The following is a 15,176-nucleotide window of genomic DNA, read 5'->3' on the forward strand; positions in this document are numbered from 1 at the left end:
CCAACGGCCCATCGACCAGGGCAGTGTGACGGCCTGTTCCCGTCCAGCTCCGGATCCTGACTGATTTCCACACGGGGGTACCTCCATGCGCTCTGCGCGCTCCATACCGGCCCTTGTCGCGGCCGCCGCCCTGCTCGGCTCGCTCGCCGTCGCCTCGCCCGCACACGCGGGCGAGGCGCCGCAGCCCAACGAAGACCTCGGCATCGAGATCCCGGTCGACCAGATCCCCGTCGTCCCGCCGGACGCCGACTCGTGGCCGGCCGACGCCGGCACCTCCACCGAACTCGGTACGGAGGACGGCGCCAAGGTGCCGGACCCCATGGTCTCGGGCGGGCTGGCCCGCAACCCCTGGGGCTGCAAGGGCGAGATCGACACGCCGCACGTGTCCCACACGACGCCGTTCACCATCAACGTGCACCTGGACACCAAGTGCCGTTCCATGGTCCCCGGCGGCACCCTGTCCACCGAGGGACACCTCTACCGCTCCCGCTGGTACGGCTGGGAGCACCTGGTCTCCAAGTCCGCCCAGCAGCGCGGCTCGTCCACCAAGTCGATGCGCCTGCCGCTGCCCAAGGGCTGCCGCAACGGCGAGTGGTACAAGTACCGGGCGCTCGGCCGGTTCTTCGCCAAGGGGCCGCGCGGCGGCTACACCGCGCACGTGAAGAACCAGAACAACTCCGAGATCAAGTGCTACCAGTACTTCACGTGATCCGTCCGTACGCCCCGGCAGGACCGCTGCGGACCGCCGCGGCGGTCCTGCTCGCGGGTGCCCTCGCGGGTTGCGGCCCGGCGGGCCCGGCCGGTGCGGGATCTGGCACCGCCCCGTCCGCCGCGAGCCCTTCCGCCGTCCCCTCCCCTCCGGACGGCACCGCGACGGCGCCGCGCGGCGCTCCCCCCGCGGCCCGCTCCGGCGGCGCCCCGCTCCCGCTGGTGGCCGCCCGCGGCTGGGCGTCCGGCACCCGGGAGCCGCCCCGCCGGCTGGACTGGCCGCCACGGGCCGCCGGGGGCCCGCCCTCGAGGGTCCGCGTCGACCTGGCCCGCGCCGAAGCGCCCGTCTACGTCTCGCTGCTGGCCCACGCCCGCAAGAACGCCGACGGCCTGCCGGACGAGTCCACCGTCCGCATCCTCGAGTGCTCGCCGCAGGAGAGCGCACCCGGCTGCACCGTCGCCCCCGCCCCCGGCGGCCGGTGGACCCTCACCTTCACCGACGACGGCCTCGCCCAGCACCCCTACCGCATCCTCTACGTCCAGTGGATGGGAGCGATCGTCAACGACTCCGGAACGGAACAATGGGCCTCGTGGCAACTCCCCCCTCCCCGCCCGACTGGCTAGGCCCCCGGCCCGACGGCCCCGCGGCCCTGCTGCCCTGGACCCTGGCCCGGGCGGCATCCGCCGACCCCGGTGCCGCCCCCTTCCGCGTCGCCGTCCGCATGGAGTTCTCACCCCGCTGGCCGGAGCGGGAGCAGGCCCTGGGCGGGCCATGGGTGGCTTGCGCCCCCCTGGCCGGCGCCCCGGGCCCGCTCCCGGCCGCCGCACCCGTGACCGAGCACCTCGCCCTCACCGCCCGCGACCCCCTCCACTGGACCCTGCGGACCGCCTACGCGGACACCCCGCCCGGCGAGGACTCCAGCCCCGCCGCCGACGGGGAGCGCCTGCCCTGGTGGGAGGCCGTGGAGGACCGGGTCCACGCCCTGCTGGCGCCGCGGCTGTTCGTCGGAGACCTCACCGACCTGACGGCCGCCCCGTCCGGGCCCGTCCTCGGGCGCGCGTGCGTACGGCTCGACGGCCGCCCCCGGCCCCTGCGCCCCAACCCGGCCAGCCCGTGGGCCCCGCCCGGCGCCGGCCGCGTCAGCGCCTGGATCGACGTAGGCACCGGCGTCGCCCTCCGGGCCGCGCTGGGACCGGACCCCGAACGCCCCGACTGCACGTACACGATGACCGCGCTGGAGGGCGTATGAGCACCGCACCCCCCTGGGCCGCGCTGCCCGTCCCCTCCGACCCCGGGGAGTGCGCCCGCTGGGCCCTGGCCCGGATGGCCGCGACCGAGGCGGACGAGGCCCCGTTCGCCGCCGTCGTACGGGTCCACCGCCCCCTGCGGCCCCCGGAGACCGGCTCCGGCCACGGCACCGCGCTCCTCGACCCGGCCCGTACGGACCTCCTCAACGCCGCCCGGGAGCGGACCTTCACCCTGACCGCCGCCTCCGCCGAGCACTGGCACCTCACGATCGCCGCCGACGGCCGCACCCTCAGCGACCAGCGCCTCGAAGCCGGCCTCCTCACCGTCACCGCGGACGGCGCGTCCCGCACCGTCGGGGTCCCGCCCGGCCCCGGGCGGCACTGGGCCGCCCTCCCCGACACCGCGGTGGTCGACATGCTGCGCCCCGCCGCGCTCGTGCCCTGGCTGGCCGGCCTCACCGCCCGCCCGGCCGTCTGGCGCGGCCGCCCGTGCGCCGAGGTCACCGCCACCCCCCGGCAGGACACCCGGCACCCGGCCGACCCCTGGGCCCCGCCCGGCATCCCCGCACTCCACCTCCGCGTGGACCGCGCCACCGGCCGCCTCCTGACGGCCTCCCACTCCGCCGCGACGGAGGCCGAGCTGACCCACCTCACCCCGCCGCCCGCCCCTCTGACGGGGCGACGGGGCAGCTGACCCGGGAGGGTCAGACGAGGTCCGTGTACAGGGGCTCGCTCGCGGAGTCGAGGGGGAGGGCGGTCCGGCGCTTGAAGGGTGCGCGCCAGTCGCCGGTGGCGCTGTGCAGCCACTCGTTCCGGCCGTCGGTGGCGAGCAGGTCGGCCCGGCCGTCCTTGTCCGCGTCCCCGATGCCGATCAGCTGCGTGGAGGGCTTCCAGCCGCTGCCGATCTTCTGGCGGGGTGCGAAGGCCCCGCCCCCCTTGCCGAGGTGGAGCCACAGGGTGCCGTCCGCGTCCCGCGCGACCAGGTCGCCCCCGGACGCACCGGCTACGTCGCCCACCACCGTCACCGCGTCGTACCCGTTCCAGCCCGCCCCGAGCTTCGTGCGCGGCGCGTACGGCTTCCTCCACGCGCCGGTGCCCTTGTACAGCCACAGCACGCCGCTGCCGTCGCGGGCCAGCAGGTCGGCGCGGCCGTCGCCGGTGACGTCGTGGCCCGCGGTGAGGAGGTCGTACGCGTCCCAGCCGGCGCCGATGCGTACCGGAGCGGCGAAACCGCCGTTGCCGTAACCCGGTCGGACGTACAGCACCCCGTAGTGGTCGCGCATGACCAGGTCGGCGGCGGACGTCCCGCCGAGGTTGCCGGCCGCCAGGATGTTGACGTACGCGCCCCAGTCCCCGCCGGAGGAGCGCCTCCCGGAGAGCACGGAGGTGGTGGCCCTGCCGGAGCCGAGGTCGGCGTGCACGGTTCGCGAGAGAGTCATGAAACGGCCGTTGCGCTGGAGGATGTCGGGGGAGCCGTCGTCGTCGTAGTCGTGCGGCGCGGGCCTGCGGGTGACCTCGAAGGCGCCCTCGGAGACGACGTCCGGCCCGAAACCGCCGATCAGGCGCAGGGTCAGCGACCACGTGTACGCGCCGTTGGGTGCGGGCTCGTACGTCGTGCCCTCGCCCAGCGCCGACCAGTCCAGCCCGATCAGGCCCGGGCCGGTACCGGGGGCGCCCAGCGGGCGGGGGCTCGTCGTGAACTCCCGGCCGGTGGCGCGGTGCCGCACCGTGAGGACGGCCTGCACATCGCGCCGGGACAGCTTCCAGCGCATCGCGAGCGGCGCCTCGTCGAGCCGGGCGGCCGCGGGCACGCCCTCAGCCAGTACGGCGACGTTCTCGGGCTCCCTCATGACAGCGATCCGGTCGGCGCCGGGCGCTCCACCGGCCCCGGGGGCGATCCGGTACACGCCCGCGCCGCCGGCCGCGGTGCTGCCGGTGGTGAGCAGGCCGCCGTCGGGGGCGGCGCGCAGGTGCGTGGCGTGGAGGCCGAGGGCCCGCGGCTCGCCGCCCGCCAGCGGCACCGCCCGGAGTCCGGTGCCCTCGGGCGGATTCGCGGTCCCGAGCGGGACCAGGCCGCCGTACACCAGCCAGCCGCCGACGATCCCGAGGCTCCGCGCCGCCCCCGCCGGCGGGTGGACCCCGCTCACCCGGCCGCTCTCGAGCTCGACCACACGGATCATGTCCGGCCGGCCGCCGCTCTGCCGGACCGTCAGCGCCAGGTGGGTCCGGGAGACCGCCGCGGCGTTCGCGAGTCCCGCTCCCTTGCGGTCGTACAGGACCTCGGCGGCGGCCACGTCGACCACCGCCTGCCCGATGCCCGCCAGTTCCGAACCGTCCGAGTAGCCGACGACGGCCAGCCCCTTCGCCCCGCCCAGGACCTGGAAGCCGGATGCCCGCGGCAGGCCCTCGACGGTGCGGATCCCGTCCTGCGCGACCAGCACCACTTCGCTGGCACCCGGGGAGACGCTCCGGGTGGCGAGGACCGTGCCGCCCACGGTGCCGAGGTAGGCGTCGAGGCCGCGGGCGGCGAGGTCGACTGCCGTACGGCGTCCTGTGGCCGTGTCCGTCAGCACGATGCGGGACCCGGTCCGGGTCGCGACGGTGTCGGAGGCGAGCCCGTTCCACGCGGGGTAGTGGCTGCCGGTGAAGGCGTCCATCCGCTTCTTGGACCCGTCGGCGAACCGGTTCCAGGCGACCAGGCCGCCACGCTCCCCCGTGAGGTAGCCGGTGCTGCCGACGCTCAGGACCCGCCCCCCGGGGCTCACCCAGGGCGCGGCCGCCGCCGCGGCGCCGGAGGCCGCGGGGGAGGACGGGGCGGCCGCAGCAGCACCCACCGGGGGCGCCGCGGCGGTCAGGCCGACCACGAGTGCGGTGGCGATCAGACGGGACGAACGGGACATCGGCTCTCCAGTACCGCAGCGGCAGGGCGCCGTTCCCCCGACGGACACCGGCAGGACGGCACCGCCCGCAGGCGCACCCCGCGCACCCCGACGAACCATCCGCCCCCCGGTCCGCAAGACGCCCGGACCCCCAGAATGGTCGTACGAGTATCACCGCCAACCCCACCAGCCCCAAACACCGCGTCCTGCCCCCCCGGGGCCTCCGACCACAGGGGGGGCGAACCGGCACGTCAACTTCCGGCACCCGGCCCGCACCCGGGGGACGGGTCAGCCGGGGCGGCGCCGGCCCGCCCGCCGCGGCCGGACCGCGGCCGCGGGCCCCGGAGTTCGCAGTCGGAGCGGTGCCGGCGGTGTGGCAGGGTGGTGGGTCACGTGGGCCTCGGGGCCCGTGGACGCGAGAGAGGTATGTCATGAACGAGGACGAGCTCAGGGCGCTGTTCGACGAGATCGACACGGACGGCGACGGGCGGATCAGCATCGTCGAGCTGGCGGAGGGCTTCAAGGCGGAGGGCGCCCAGGGGCGCCTCGCCGAAGAGGTCAAGAAGGCCATGGCGGCCGACGCGAACCACGACGGGGTCCTCGACTTCGACGAGTTCCGCACCCTCCTGAAGTAGCGCCGGGCCGACGGGGGAGCCGGGGCGCGCGGCGGGAGCCTCAGAGGCCGCCCCCGCAGCCGCCCCCGCACCCCCCGCCGCCGAAGTCCGCCCCGCCCAGCCCCACACCGCCGCTGGACTCCCAGTGGGACCGGGTGGACGGGGGCCCGGGGGAGCGGGGCGGCGGCACGTACGGCTTGGTGAGCGCCCTGTGGAGTGCGGGCAGCGCATACGTGCCGCCGCGGGCGACGGAGATGAGCGCCGTGCCGGTCCTGCGGTCGGGACGGCCCTGCCCGGGCAGCCGGGTCCACGCGCCGCGCCTGCTCAGCCGTTCGGACAGCTTCCGGGCGGCGAGCGGTCGCAGGTTCGACTTCGTGCCCTCGTACCAGAGCGCGACGAGCCCCCAGATCCAGAGCAGCACGTACGCCGCCGCCCACACCAGCGGGACCCGGTCGTGCACGGCCCAGTCGGCCGCGGGCACCAGGGCGCTCGCCGCAACGCAGGCCAGGCAGGCGCGGACCGCTCGCTTCCGCGCGGACCGCGCGCGCCGACGCGCCTCGGGGTCGTCCAGCAGCCCGCCCCGGACCAGATCCTCCAGTACGGCCGCGACCGCCGCCGACTTCCCTACGGCGTCGAGGAGTTCCGCCCCGTCCTGCGCCCCGCCCCCGGCGGCCCGGAGTCCGGTGGCGGCCTGCTGTACGGCGTCCCGTCCCGGCGCGTCCGCGAGCAGTACGCGGCCCTCCCCGGGGCTGGTGAGCCGGCCGTCGAGGAACATGGCGGCCAGCGCCGTACCGGCCACGTACCGCGCCCCGCCCGACAGGGCGGCCAGGACGTACAGGTCGGGCTTGGCCGGTTCGCGGACGGGCGGATCGATCCACTGCCGGTTCTCCCGCCCGTAGAAACGCAACTGCCGCACCAGCACCACGCACAGCACGACGTAGACCGCTCCCCATGCGACCTGCCACATGACCGCCCCCTTGGTCCCCCCGTGGATACCCGCCCCTCCCCGCCCCAAAACCGGGCAAGCCGCCCGCAGGGGCGCCGCGACCGCCAGCCGCCCGAGGGCGCCCGTACCGCCGGGGAACGACCCCGTCCCGACGTCGGTCGGCCTCGGGGACGAGCCGCCTTCCGCCCCGGGGGTGAGGCGGTCCCTACCGGGGGTTGACGCGGGGCGGACGGGGGCGCCGGAGGATGGGGGGCGGCAGCAACTCCCGCTGCTCTGCCGGTGTTTCCCGGTGCCGCCGGGCATCCCGGGTGAGAGGAACCATGGTGAGCGCGATGGAGTCCGTCAGCCGTGCCAGTGCCGGTGCCGCGGCCGACCGGGATCCCGGGGCGGGTGCGGGTGCCGGGGCAGGTACCCCGCGGATCCCGCGTGCCGTCCTGTGGGCGGCGTACGCCGTGCCGCTGTGCACGCTGCCGTCGGGGCTGTGGCGCATCGCGCTCGTATCGGGCTGGCCGGACTGGTACGCGGGCCACGACTGGCTGCCGGGCGAGCGCCCGTACGTCGTCTCGCTCTCCCTGGTCGCGCAGTGCCTCGCGCTGCTCACGCTCGGGCTGGTCAAGCCGTGGGGCGAGCGCCTCCCGGCGTGGGTCCCCCTCGCGGGGGGACGCGAACTGCCGGTCCGCGCCGTCGTGGTGCCCGCCGCGGCCGGAGCCCTCCTCGCCACGGCGCTGTCCGCCTACGCCGTGCTCAACTACTTCTTCCACTTCGTCCCGCCGCTGAACGACAACGGCGAGGTGTTCCCCACCAGCGGGCCGGGCGCCTGGATGCTGTGGGCCTGCTACGTCCCGGTCCTGGCCTGGGGCCCGCTACTCGCCTTCGTGACCCGCGCCTACCACCTGCGCCGCACCCGCGGGAATCGGTAGCCACAGCGGGCCTGCGCACCGCCCCGCCCGCCCCGCCCGTACCATCCTGTGGTGCCTCGCAGGCGCCGCACCCCCGGCCCTCCTGGCAGCCGCCCTCGCCTACGCAGGCCCCGCCGCCCTCTGGACCTGGACCCCCGACGCCTTCACCGCCCTCTGCACGGCATCCGCCGCGGGAACCGCCGTCACCGCCCTGCGCCTCGCTGCCGCCCACGCCAACAGGAGGTCCGCACGGCGCCGCGCCCCGTCCGTACGCAACGCACCCGACCGCCCCGTTCCGGACGCGCCCCTCCCACTTGCCCCGCCCCCCTACGGAAACCCCGGCCCTTCCGCGAAGATGCCGCCATGTCGCCAACGGACTTAGCAGGTGCGGTCGTCGCCTCCCTCGTCTCGGGCGCGGCCTCCGGCGCCGGCACCGCAGCCTTCACCCGCCTGTCGGAGCTGGTCCGCAGCCGCCTCGGCCGCTCCGACGAGGGGCGTGGAGCCCTGGACCTCTGGGACGCGGAACCGGGCTCCGAGCAGGCTGCGGAAGCGGTACGGGGTCGCCTGACCGTGGAACTGGACGGCGACCCCGCCCTCGCCGACCAGCTGCGGGCGGCCCTGAGTTCCGGACCGCCACCCCCTCCGGCCTACCCGCCGACGATCACCCAGCACGTCCACATCGGCGGCGACGCCCCCCACGCCACCATCAACATCGGCCCCCTGCACCTGAAGAAGACCACGGGGACGGTGGTCACCCTGATCGCCGTCGGCGCGGTGCTGGCCCTGCTCGTCGTCATCGGCTTCCGCAACGTGGTCCAGATGCTGGGCGACGACGGACGGGACGGCGCGGGCGCGCGCAAGGTGACCCCCCTCACCGAGCTGGCGGTCGTCGAGAGCGTCCTGCCCGGCGGGGACAGCCTGCCGGCCGAGTTCAAGAGCAGCGGCGAGCCGGAGGTCAGCGCGGGGGAGCAGGGCTGCCAGCCCGCCTGCGAGGGCCGCCTGTTCACCGCCCGTACCACCACGGGGCGCGAGAAGCCGCAGAAGACGGCCGCGCTCTACGTCACGGCCTTCGACAGCGCTCCGCACGCCGCCCGGGCGTACGACCTGATGCGCAGCGACCTGGCGGACGACTCCGAGAAGACCCTCATGTCGTACCCGGCCCTGGGCGACACCAGTACGGCCTTCCGGTTCACCCCCGGCAAGGAGATGGTCAACGAGGACGACGAGACCATCGAGGAGGCCGAAGCGGGGGCGCTCGTCGGAACCGTCGTCGTCTTCGTCCGCTACACCACCGCGGCAGGCGACCTGGAGCCCTCGCTCGCCGCGCTCGGCCGGATGATGGCGGACCGCGCCCAGCAGGCCCAGAACGGCAAGGCCCCGTCCGCCTCGGCGTCCCCCTGACCCCTCCCGGCGGCGCGGCCCGCGGCCCGGGCGGGGAGTTCGCGGTATGCAGGAGCCATGACGACTGACGGGCGCGGTGCGGGCGGGGAACCGGCGTGGTTCGAACGGCTGGCGGAGAAGGCCTCGGCGGCCACCGCCTCGGTGGCCTTCCAAGCGGTGTGCGTCGCCCTGGTGGCGGCGTACCTGGTCGGCCACTTCCTGCACATCCCGCTCGCGTGGCAGCTGCTCCTGGGCGAACTGATGACTGCCGTGACCCTGCTGCTGCTGGCCCTGCTGAAGAACAGCGAACGCAGGGCCGAGCACGCGGTCCAGCGCAAACTCGACGCGATCGCCGCCGCCCTGCTGGAGATGCGGCAGGGCGAGGAGCACGAGGCGGCCGACGACCTCCGCCGGGTCATCGGCATGGACGAGGAGGTCTAGGTGCGTCCGCCCCGCTGGGCCCGGCCCCTGACCAGGGCCCCGGGCCTCAGCCGGGCAGGCGGGTGGCGAGTCCGTCGAGGAGGACGTCCAGGCCGGCGGTGAACTTCCGGTCGCGGATCGCTGCGGGGTCCTCGACGTACTGCCGGTGCTCCTCGTCGGTCTCCGGGGTGGTGGGCAGGACCCGCTCGAGGAACTCGGCCTCCGTCAGACCCGAGCGGGCCACGGTGGTGAGCCAGGCCGACTCGGTGGTGCTCATCCCGATCGCGTAGGAGTACACCGCGTCGATCGCACCGGGTACGTGGGACAGGCCGATGCCTTCGAACAGGTCGGCCAGTCCCGCCGAGAGCGCGGACAGGTTCGGCCCCTGGTAGGCGAGACCGGCCCGGCCCAGTTCGGCGCACAGCCAGGGGTGGCGGACCGCCGTCGCCCGGAAGGACTGCGCGCACTCCGAGACCGCGGCACGCCAGTCGGCGCCCGCGCCGTCCGGGCCTCCCCGTCCGCCGGGGACGAGGACCTCCCCGAGGACCTCGTCCACGGCCAGCTCCAGCAGCTCGTCCTTGTTCGCCACGTGCCGGTACGCCGACGTGGCCCCCGCGTTCAGGCGGGCGCCGAGCTTGCGCATGCTCAGCGCCTCCGCGCCGTCCGCGTCCAGCATGCCGACCGCCTCGCGGACGATCACGTCGCGGCTCAGCCCCGGCTGGCGCGGCTCGGGCTGCGGACGCGTCCAGACGGACGGCACGGGAGGGGACTCTGCTGCCACGGTTGTTCCTCCAAAGCGGGGTGCTGCGCACCGGGTGCGCACGGTGTACGCGCCGAGGGTACAAGCGCCGCGAGGGCCACTTCCCGCCCACCCGCACGAGCCTGCCACCTGCGGCAACTGCCTTGCTGAGCCGTCGCGTCCGATGCTGTCAGATCATGGTTGCGCACATCGTACGCCCATGCGTACAGTGTGCGCGTCGGAAGTCCTGTGCCTTGTTCCGCCGGTTCCGGCAGCTCCGCCCGATGCGCGCGCCGCCCGACCGGGCCGCCCCGGGCGGACCCCGCTGCGGGAAGCGGCGGGGGCCGGCCAGGGGCCGGCGAGGAGCTGCGTCTGCGGACGCCGCGCCGCTCGCGCCGCCGGGTACCGGGTTCCGGCAGGCGTCCCCGGCGGGGGCTGCCGCTCCGTCGCCGTGTCGGCCGTCCACAGGGGAGACGGCCGCCGCGGACGGGGCGAAGCGGCCGCCGGAAATATTCCGAGCAATTCATATGAAATTCGTGCACAACCATCTGGTGGGCCCCATGAGTCCCACCGGTGATGGATCTGACATGCGATCTGACATCTGATCTGGCATCTGCATCACGGGGAAAGGAACCTGCCTGATGGACGCACACGGGGGAGGGCGGGGCCGGCTGGCCGTCGCGGTGGCCATCGTCAGCACGCTGACCGGCGTCGCACTCGGCGTACCGCCGGCCTTCGCCGCCACCACCACCCTGTTCCACACCACCTTGCCCGCCGCGACCGCCACCACAGCCGCAGCACCCCCACCCGCAGCCGCCACGCCCGCGCAGCAACTCCCGTCCTGGAACAGGGCCGAGCCCGTCAGCGACCGGATCATCAGCTGGGTGGGCCGCCAGCAGATCGCCGTCGCCTCCGACGGCTCCGCGGTCGCCGTGTGGAAGGAGGCGGTGGCCGGGACCAGCTGGACGTACCGCCTGTACGCGGCGGTCCGCGCCCCGAAGTCCAGTACCTGGAGCGCCCCGAAGCCGCTCTCCCACACGCCCACGAGCAGGGGCGACGTCCAGCTCGTCGCCGGAACGGGCGGCGAGGTCCTGGCCGTGTGGGCGGAGTCCCCGCACCACGACGCGGCCCAGGGGACCGGCCGCGAGGCCCGCGTCGTGGCGGCCACGGTCCACACCAAGTCCCTCGCCTGGTCCGGTACTTCGGAGCTGCTGCCGCTCTCCGCGGGCCTGACCCTCGACAGGCTGCGCGCCGCCGCCGGCCCGGACGGCACCTTCGCCGCCGTGTGGGCGGGCGGCCCGGAGGGCCGCGGTCCGGCCGCCGTCTCCGCCGCCGTCCGCGGCGCCGACGGCACCTGGGGCGCTGCGGCCGAGGTCGCCTCGGCCGCCTCGCCGCAGGAGCTCCTGAAGGACCCCGACGTCGCGGTGGACGCCACCGGGTCCGTGGTCGCCGCGTACGTCCGTACGACCGGCACCGGCGACACCGCCAACCGCCTGGAGACGGTCACCCGCTCCGCATCCGGACGGGCGTGGGGCGAGCCCGCCCCTCTGACCGCTGCCAGCGCGGGCGCGACCCGGCCCGAGCTGGGCACGGGCCCCGACGGCACCACGGCCGTCGCCTGGCGCGTGGACCAGCCCGCCGCGGACGGCAAGCGCACGACCGCCGGCTACGCGAGCGTACGGGCCCCCGGCGCCGCGGCCTGGGGCCCGCAGCTCCAGGTCTTCGCCGACGCCTTGACCGACCCCGCCTGGCGCACCCCCGAGCCGCTGGTCGCCCCGGACGGCCGGGTCACCCTGCTCTGGCTCCACCCGAAGGCCGCCACAGCCACGACCCCCCTCTACGCCTCTTCGCTGGGCCGTACGGACTCCCGCTGGTCCGCCCCGGCCCCCATCGCCTCGGGCACCGGCGCGCCCTCCCGCTACGGGGCCGCCATCGGCGCCGACGGCACCATCCGCGCCACCTGGTCGCAGCCCCGGCCCGGCTCCGGGAGCACGGACGTGCATCCCATGGAGACGGCCCGCGACCCGCGGACCGGCACCTGGACCGCACCGGTCCGGCTGACCCAGAACCGCGGGGTGACGGGGAACCGCTTCGCCGAGCTCGCCGTCGGCCCGGACGGTGCGGGCGCGGCCCTGCTGGTCGCCGGTGAGCTGGAGCGGGCCGACCAGCTCCTCGCGGTGCGCACCAGCACCGCACCCGCTGTGGCGCTGACGGCTTCGAACGCGCCCGCCGCGGCCGTCTTCGGCGGTACGGGCCCCGCCTGGGACCCGACGTGGACCGCGAACCAACCGGTCCGCTGGACCCTGGCGCTCAAGGACCCGGCGGGCCGCACCCTCCGGACCCTGTCCGGCACCACCGCCGCCGCGGCGCCGGTCCGCCCGCGCTGGGACGGCCGTACCGCCGCCGGCACCCCGGCCCCGAACGGCCCGCTGGCCTGGGAACTCGCCCTCACCGGCGCCGAGTCGGCCGCCGACCCGGCGGTCCTGGCCCGCGGAACGGTCGCCCTGCGCGGCGGCGCCGCCGTCCACCGCGACTTCGGCGGAGCGGCGAACACCCCGGACGGTACGGGCGACTTCGTCCAGACCACGGCCGCCGGCACCCTCCGCACCGCCTACGGCAACCGCGCCACCGGCAACTTCAGCGGCAGCGCGACCACCACGGGCTGGCCCAAGGGCTTCCGCCCGGTCCCCTTCGGCGACACGAACGGCGACCGCTGCAACGACACCCTGGTCCGCATCCCGGCGACCGGCGAGATGCGCCTCTACACCCCCGCCTGCGGCGAGGCCCTCAAGCCCACCACCCAGCACAAGGTCCTCGGCAAGGGCTGGAACGCGTACGACGTCATGACGGCCGTCGGAGACGTGAACAAGGACGGCCGCCCCGACCTGATCGCCCGCGATCCGGCCACCGGCGGCCTGTACCTCTACACCACCACCAGCACCGGCATCCTCTCCGCGCGCGTAGGCCTCGGCACGGCGTTCAAGGGCTACAAGAAGATCGTCGGCGCCGGGGACCTCACCGGCGACGGCCACGGCGACCTGCTGCTCCAGGACGCCTCGAACGAGCTGTGGCGGATGAACGGCACGGGCAACGGCACCTTCGGCCCGCGCACCCTGGTGGTGAAGGACTTCAGCCCCTCCTACACCACCCTCGTCGTCCCCGGCGACCTCACCGGCGACGGCCGCGCCGACCTCCTCGCCCGCGACAGCGCCGGCGCCATCTGGCGCTGGAACGGCACCGGAGCCGGCACCTTCGGCGGCCGCACGCAGCTCGCCACCGGCTGGCAGGTCTACAACGGCGTCTACTGACGCCCGCGCGCGCCCACTCCGCACCACCACCACGTACGCACCGCTCCACGAAAGGCAACTCCGTGCACGACATGGGCGATTCGCCGACGCAGGCCACGCCTCCGGCCCCCCTGGAAGAGCTGCTGCTCACGGCGGCCGACCTGGGCCCCGCGGGCCTCGACGGGTTCACCGAGATGGCGGCCCCCTCCTCCGACGAGGACCCGCCGCCGATGACCGCCGCGACCCCGGAGCTCACCGCGCTGCTGAACAGAGCCTTCCTGGACAAGGCCGCGCGCGAGGTCAGGACCTCCTTCGTCAACGCCGACTCCACGATCCTCGTCGACGAGGGGGTCTCGGAGCGGGAGGCCGGTGCCGCCGCGGCCTGGATGGCCGACATGCGGGCGGTCTACGAGGGCTGCCAGGCCTGGACGATGAGCATCGGCGACCAGGACATCACGGTGGAACTCCTCGACCCGGCCGCCGATCCGAGCGGGCCGCTCGACGTGGAGAAGCGCTCCGGCGGCGACGAGGCCCTGATGCGCACCATGCTGGCCGGCCCCGCCGGACAGCAGGCCCGGATCACCACCCTCCTGGTACGGGACGGCGACCGGGCCCTGGAACTGACCTTCCGCAGCCTGGCGGGCGATCCGGACGGCCCCGGAGCGGCCGGCCTCGCCACCGCGATGGCGAAGTTCCTCGTCCTGGCCCCGGCGAGGTTCCTGGGCCTGCCCGCCGCAGCGGGCGCGCAGGGCTGAGGCGGGACCGGGCCACGGCGGCAGGCCCCCGATCAGGGACGCGGTGCCCCCGGCCGGGGGTCTGCACCGTCGTGCCGCCCGTCAGCCCGCTTTCTCCTCCAGCTCCTCCTCCGGGTTGAGCACGCACTCCTCGCAGGTCCCGCCGCCGTCGCGGACCCGGTAGTACAGGCAGCAGTTGTTGCGGCGGTAGGAGAGCGCCGCGGTGGGGCCGGCAGCCCGGTACGTTCCGGCCCCGGCCAGCGGCGGCCGGTCCAGGAGGGCGCGGACCAGGGGCGCGACCGGGAGTACGGGCGGATGCGGTGCCCGCGTGTGGAGGGCGCGGTGGGCGCAGACCAGGGTGGCGGCGGCGTTGCCGTGCAGGACCTTCGGGGACACGGCGCAGGTGCGGTGCACGGCCGCGGCGAAGGGGCCGAGGTTCTGCTCGACGACCGTGTGCCCGAGTGCCCGCAGGGGGTCCCGGTCCGGCACCTCCCGCAGCTCGGGGAGCCACAGGTCCACGGGCCCGGACCCGGGCAGGCGCCAGTGCAGACGGCCGGGGTCGAGGTCGGGGACCCGGCCGGTGAGGGCCGCGCCGGCCAGTGCGACCGACCACAGGCGGGAGGCGGTGCCGATGTGGAGGGTGGACGCGGCCACCCGCGGCTCGTCGGTGCGCAGGCGCGCGGCCACGGCCCGTACGCACTGCGCCATCGTGTCCGCGTCGCCGTACAGCTCGGCCAGCGGCCGGTACCCCGCGACGGGTGGCCGCGGTCCGGTGGACACCGCGAAGTACCGGCTGATACCCGCGAACCGGGCCAGGACGGCGGGGGTGAGCACCGGGGTCACCATGCCCGTACCGCCCCTGCGGCCCCTACCGCGTGGACCGCCCGTACGGTCCCCACCGGCCGCCGAAACCGCCGGCCGCCGCTCTGCGGCAGGCTGCCGTAGCCGTAGCCGTAGCCGTAGCCGTAGCCGTAGCCGTAGCCGTAGCCGTCGTATATGTGCAGGCACACGAGTGCCACCGCCTCCCCGGGGAGATCCGCCCCGTACGTCGAGGTGCGACGGCGTGAGTCTCCTGACTCGGGATCAGTGCTCCTCCGGCCTTCCCGCCCTGACGGGCAGTGGCCGCGCATGGAGTCGCTCCCCCTACACAGTGGCGGTACCGTGCCGGAATCCCACCGGCTTCCTCGTCCCGCCGTCGCTTGACGCCCGCAATCGTCGCAGACTGCGCACCGCCGCCACCAGCACCGCAGCTGTGCAGCCGGCCACGACGGGCAGCCGACTCGACCCCGCCCGGCCGCGCCGCGGCGGGACCCCTCGCGGGC

At 75.6% G+C, this 15,176-nt stretch carries 15 protein-coding genes and 1 riboswitch; of the genes, 10 read left to right on the top strand and 5 right to left on the bottom strand.

Translation table 11 applies throughout. The features are described 5' to 3' along the window. Nucleotides 1–85: 85 nt before the first annotated feature. Genes ACZ7JZ_RS19070 through ACZ7JZ_RS19085 form a run of 4 tightly spaced genes read left to right on the top strand, consistent with a single transcriptional unit; the run spans nt 86 to nt 2,650 of the window. Nucleotides 86–709, top strand: a complete 624-nt coding sequence (locus tag ACZ7JZ_RS19070; protein ID WP_470940531.1) for a hypothetical protein — start codon at nt 86–88, stop codon at nt 707–709. Next, a complete protein-coding gene (locus tag ACZ7JZ_RS19075) occupies nt 706–1,332 on the top strand; it encodes a hypothetical protein (RefSeq protein ID WP_470940533.1) in 627 nt (208 codons plus the stop codon). Before ACZ7JZ_RS19070 ends, ACZ7JZ_RS19075 begins: the two co-directional genes overlap by 4 nt. Beyond that, nucleotides 1,299–1,958: a hypothetical protein gene (locus tag ACZ7JZ_RS19080; RefSeq protein WP_470940536.1), complete on the top strand. Its 660-nt coding sequence runs from the start codon at nt 1,299–1,301 to the stop codon at nt 1,956–1,958. The genes ACZ7JZ_RS19075 and ACZ7JZ_RS19080 overlap by 34 nt, the downstream gene beginning before the upstream one ends. Beyond that, nucleotides 1,955–2,650 (top strand): hypothetical protein, encoded by a 696-nt coding sequence (locus ACZ7JZ_RS19085; protein ID WP_470940538.1) that lies wholly within the window; start codon nt 1,955–1,957, stop codon nt 2,648–2,650. Before ACZ7JZ_RS19080 ends, ACZ7JZ_RS19085 begins: the two co-directional genes overlap by 4 nt. A 10-nt stretch (nt 2,651–2,660) precedes the next feature. Here the strand turns inward: ACZ7JZ_RS19085 and ACZ7JZ_RS19090 are convergent, their stop codons facing one another. After that, nucleotides 2,661–4,856 carry an FG-GAP repeat domain-containing protein gene (locus ACZ7JZ_RS19090; RefSeq protein WP_470940540.1) on the bottom strand — a complete coding sequence of 732 codons (2,196 nt, stop codon included), beginning with the start codon at nt 4,854–4,856 and terminating at the stop codon, nt 2,661–2,663. A 410-nt stretch (nt 4,857–5,266) separates the two neighbouring features. Here ACZ7JZ_RS19090 and ACZ7JZ_RS19095 point away from each other — a divergent pair, with 410 nt between their 5' ends. Beyond that, the gene (locus ACZ7JZ_RS19095; protein WP_470940543.1) at nt 5,267–5,470 is read left to right on the top strand and encodes an EF-hand domain-containing protein; all 204 of its coding nucleotides are present in this window, start codon (nt 5,267–5,269) and stop codon (nt 5,468–5,470) included. 40 nt (nt 5,471–5,510) lie between these two features. On the opposite strand, the gene ACZ7JZ_RS19100 is transcribed toward ACZ7JZ_RS19095, so the two are convergent. After that, nucleotides 5,511–6,416 carry a TIGR04222 domain-containing membrane protein gene (locus ACZ7JZ_RS19100; RefSeq protein ID WP_470940546.1) on the bottom strand — a complete coding sequence of 302 codons (906 nt, stop codon included), beginning with the start codon at nt 6,414–6,416 and terminating at the stop codon, nt 5,511–5,513. 299 nt (nt 6,417–6,715) lie between these two features. Between ACZ7JZ_RS19100 and ACZ7JZ_RS19105 the strand changes: the two genes are divergently transcribed. The 3 genes from ACZ7JZ_RS19105 to ACZ7JZ_RS19115 all read left to right on the top strand — a co-directional run bounded on the left by ACZ7JZ_RS19105 (nt 6,716) and on the right by ACZ7JZ_RS19115 (nt 9,115). Then, a complete protein-coding gene (locus ACZ7JZ_RS19105; protein ID WP_470940549.1) occupies nt 6,716–7,315 on the top strand; it encodes a hypothetical protein in 600 nt (199 codons plus the stop codon). 342 nt (nt 7,316–7,657) lie between these two features. Continuing rightward, nucleotides 7,658–8,695, top strand: coding sequence for a hypothetical protein (locus tag ACZ7JZ_RS19110; RefSeq protein ID WP_470940552.1), 1,038 nt, complete (start codon nt 7,658–7,660; stop codon nt 8,693–8,695). 57 nt (nt 8,696–8,752) lie between these two features. Then, nucleotides 8,753–9,115 carry a low affinity iron permease family protein gene (locus ACZ7JZ_RS19115; RefSeq protein ID WP_470940554.1) on the top strand — a complete coding sequence of 121 codons (363 nt, stop codon included), beginning with the start codon at nt 8,753–8,755 and terminating at the stop codon, nt 9,113–9,115. Between the two features lie 46 nt (nt 9,116–9,161). Here the strand turns inward: ACZ7JZ_RS19115 and ACZ7JZ_RS19120 are convergent, their stop codons facing one another. Further along, the gene (locus ACZ7JZ_RS19120) at nt 9,162–9,875 is read right to left on the bottom strand and encodes a TetR/AcrR family transcriptional regulator (RefSeq protein WP_470940557.1); all 714 of its coding nucleotides are present in this window, start codon (nt 9,873–9,875) and stop codon (nt 9,162–9,164) included. A 599-nt stretch (nt 9,876–10,474) separates the two neighbouring features. On the opposite strand from ACZ7JZ_RS19120, the gene ACZ7JZ_RS19125 reads away from it, so the two are divergent. Both ACZ7JZ_RS19125 and ACZ7JZ_RS19130 read left to right on the top strand, forming a co-directional pair. After that, on the top strand, nt 10,475–13,141 hold the full coding sequence (locus ACZ7JZ_RS19125) for an FG-GAP repeat domain-containing protein (RefSeq protein WP_470940560.1): 2,667 nt from the start codon (nt 10,475–10,477) through the stop codon (nt 13,139–13,141). A gap of 71 nt (nt 13,142–13,212) precedes the next feature. Beyond that, the gene (locus tag ACZ7JZ_RS19130; protein ID WP_470940562.1) at nt 13,213–13,875 is read left to right on the top strand and encodes a hypothetical protein; all 663 of its coding nucleotides are present in this window, start codon (nt 13,213–13,215) and stop codon (nt 13,873–13,875) included. 81 nt (nt 13,876–13,956) lie between these two features. Here ACZ7JZ_RS19130 and ACZ7JZ_RS19135 read toward each other — a convergent pair whose 3' ends face one another. Both ACZ7JZ_RS19135 and ACZ7JZ_RS19140 read right to left on the bottom strand, forming a co-directional pair. After that, a complete protein-coding gene (locus tag ACZ7JZ_RS19135) occupies nt 13,957–14,700 on the bottom strand; it encodes a (2Fe-2S)-binding protein (protein WP_470940564.1) in 744 nt (247 codons plus the stop codon). Beyond that, entirely contained in the window at nt 14,694–14,864 is a 171-nt protein-coding gene (locus tag ACZ7JZ_RS19140) for a hypothetical protein (RefSeq protein WP_470940566.1), read from the bottom strand. The genes ACZ7JZ_RS19135 and ACZ7JZ_RS19140 overlap by 7 nt, the downstream gene beginning before the upstream one ends. 33 nt (nt 14,865–14,897) lie before the next feature. Then, nucleotides 14,898–15,103, bottom strand: a riboswitch (cobalamin riboswitch). Nucleotides 15,104–15,176: the final 73 nt, after the last annotated feature.

The organism is Streptomyces sp. NPDC038213, from assembly GCF_055600495.1.

Excerpts from the sequence above, each read along its gene's own strand:
- ACZ7JZ_RS19070 (WP_470940531.1), top strand. The coding sequence starts at position 86 with ATGCGCTCTGCGCGCTCCATACCGGCCCTTGTCGCGGCCGCCGCCCTG.
- ACZ7JZ_RS19085 (WP_470940538.1), top strand. The coding sequence starts at position 1,955 with ATGAGCACCGCACCCCCCTGGGCCGCGCTGCCCGTCCCCTCCGACCCC.
- ACZ7JZ_RS19090 (WP_470940540.1), bottom strand. The coding sequence starts at position 4,856 with ATGTCCCGTTCGTCCCGTCTGATCGCCACCGCACTCGTGGTCGGCCTG.
- ACZ7JZ_RS19095 (WP_470940543.1), top strand. The coding sequence starts at position 5,267 with ATGAACGAGGACGAGCTCAGGGCGCTGTTCGACGAGATCGACACGGAC.
- ACZ7JZ_RS19100 (WP_470940546.1), bottom strand. The coding sequence starts at position 6,416 with ATGTGGCAGGTCGCATGGGGAGCGGTCTACGTCGTGCTGTGCGTGGTG.
- ACZ7JZ_RS19105 (WP_470940549.1), top strand. The coding sequence starts at position 6,716 with ATGGTGAGCGCGATGGAGTCCGTCAGCCGTGCCAGTGCCGGTGCCGCG.
- ACZ7JZ_RS19110 (WP_470940552.1), top strand. The coding sequence starts at position 7,658 with ATGTCGCCAACGGACTTAGCAGGTGCGGTCGTCGCCTCCCTCGTCTCG.
- ACZ7JZ_RS19115 (WP_470940554.1), top strand. The coding sequence starts at position 8,753 with ATGACGACTGACGGGCGCGGTGCGGGCGGGGAACCGGCGTGGTTCGAA.
- ACZ7JZ_RS19125 (WP_470940560.1), top strand. The coding sequence starts at position 10,475 with ATGGACGCACACGGGGGAGGGCGGGGCCGGCTGGCCGTCGCGGTGGCC.
- ACZ7JZ_RS19130 (WP_470940562.1), top strand. The coding sequence starts at position 13,213 with ATGGGCGATTCGCCGACGCAGGCCACGCCTCCGGCCCCCCTGGAAGAG.
- ACZ7JZ_RS19135 (WP_470940564.1), bottom strand. The coding sequence starts at position 14,700 with ATGGTGACCCCGGTGCTCACCCCCGCCGTCCTGGCCCGGTTCGCGGGT.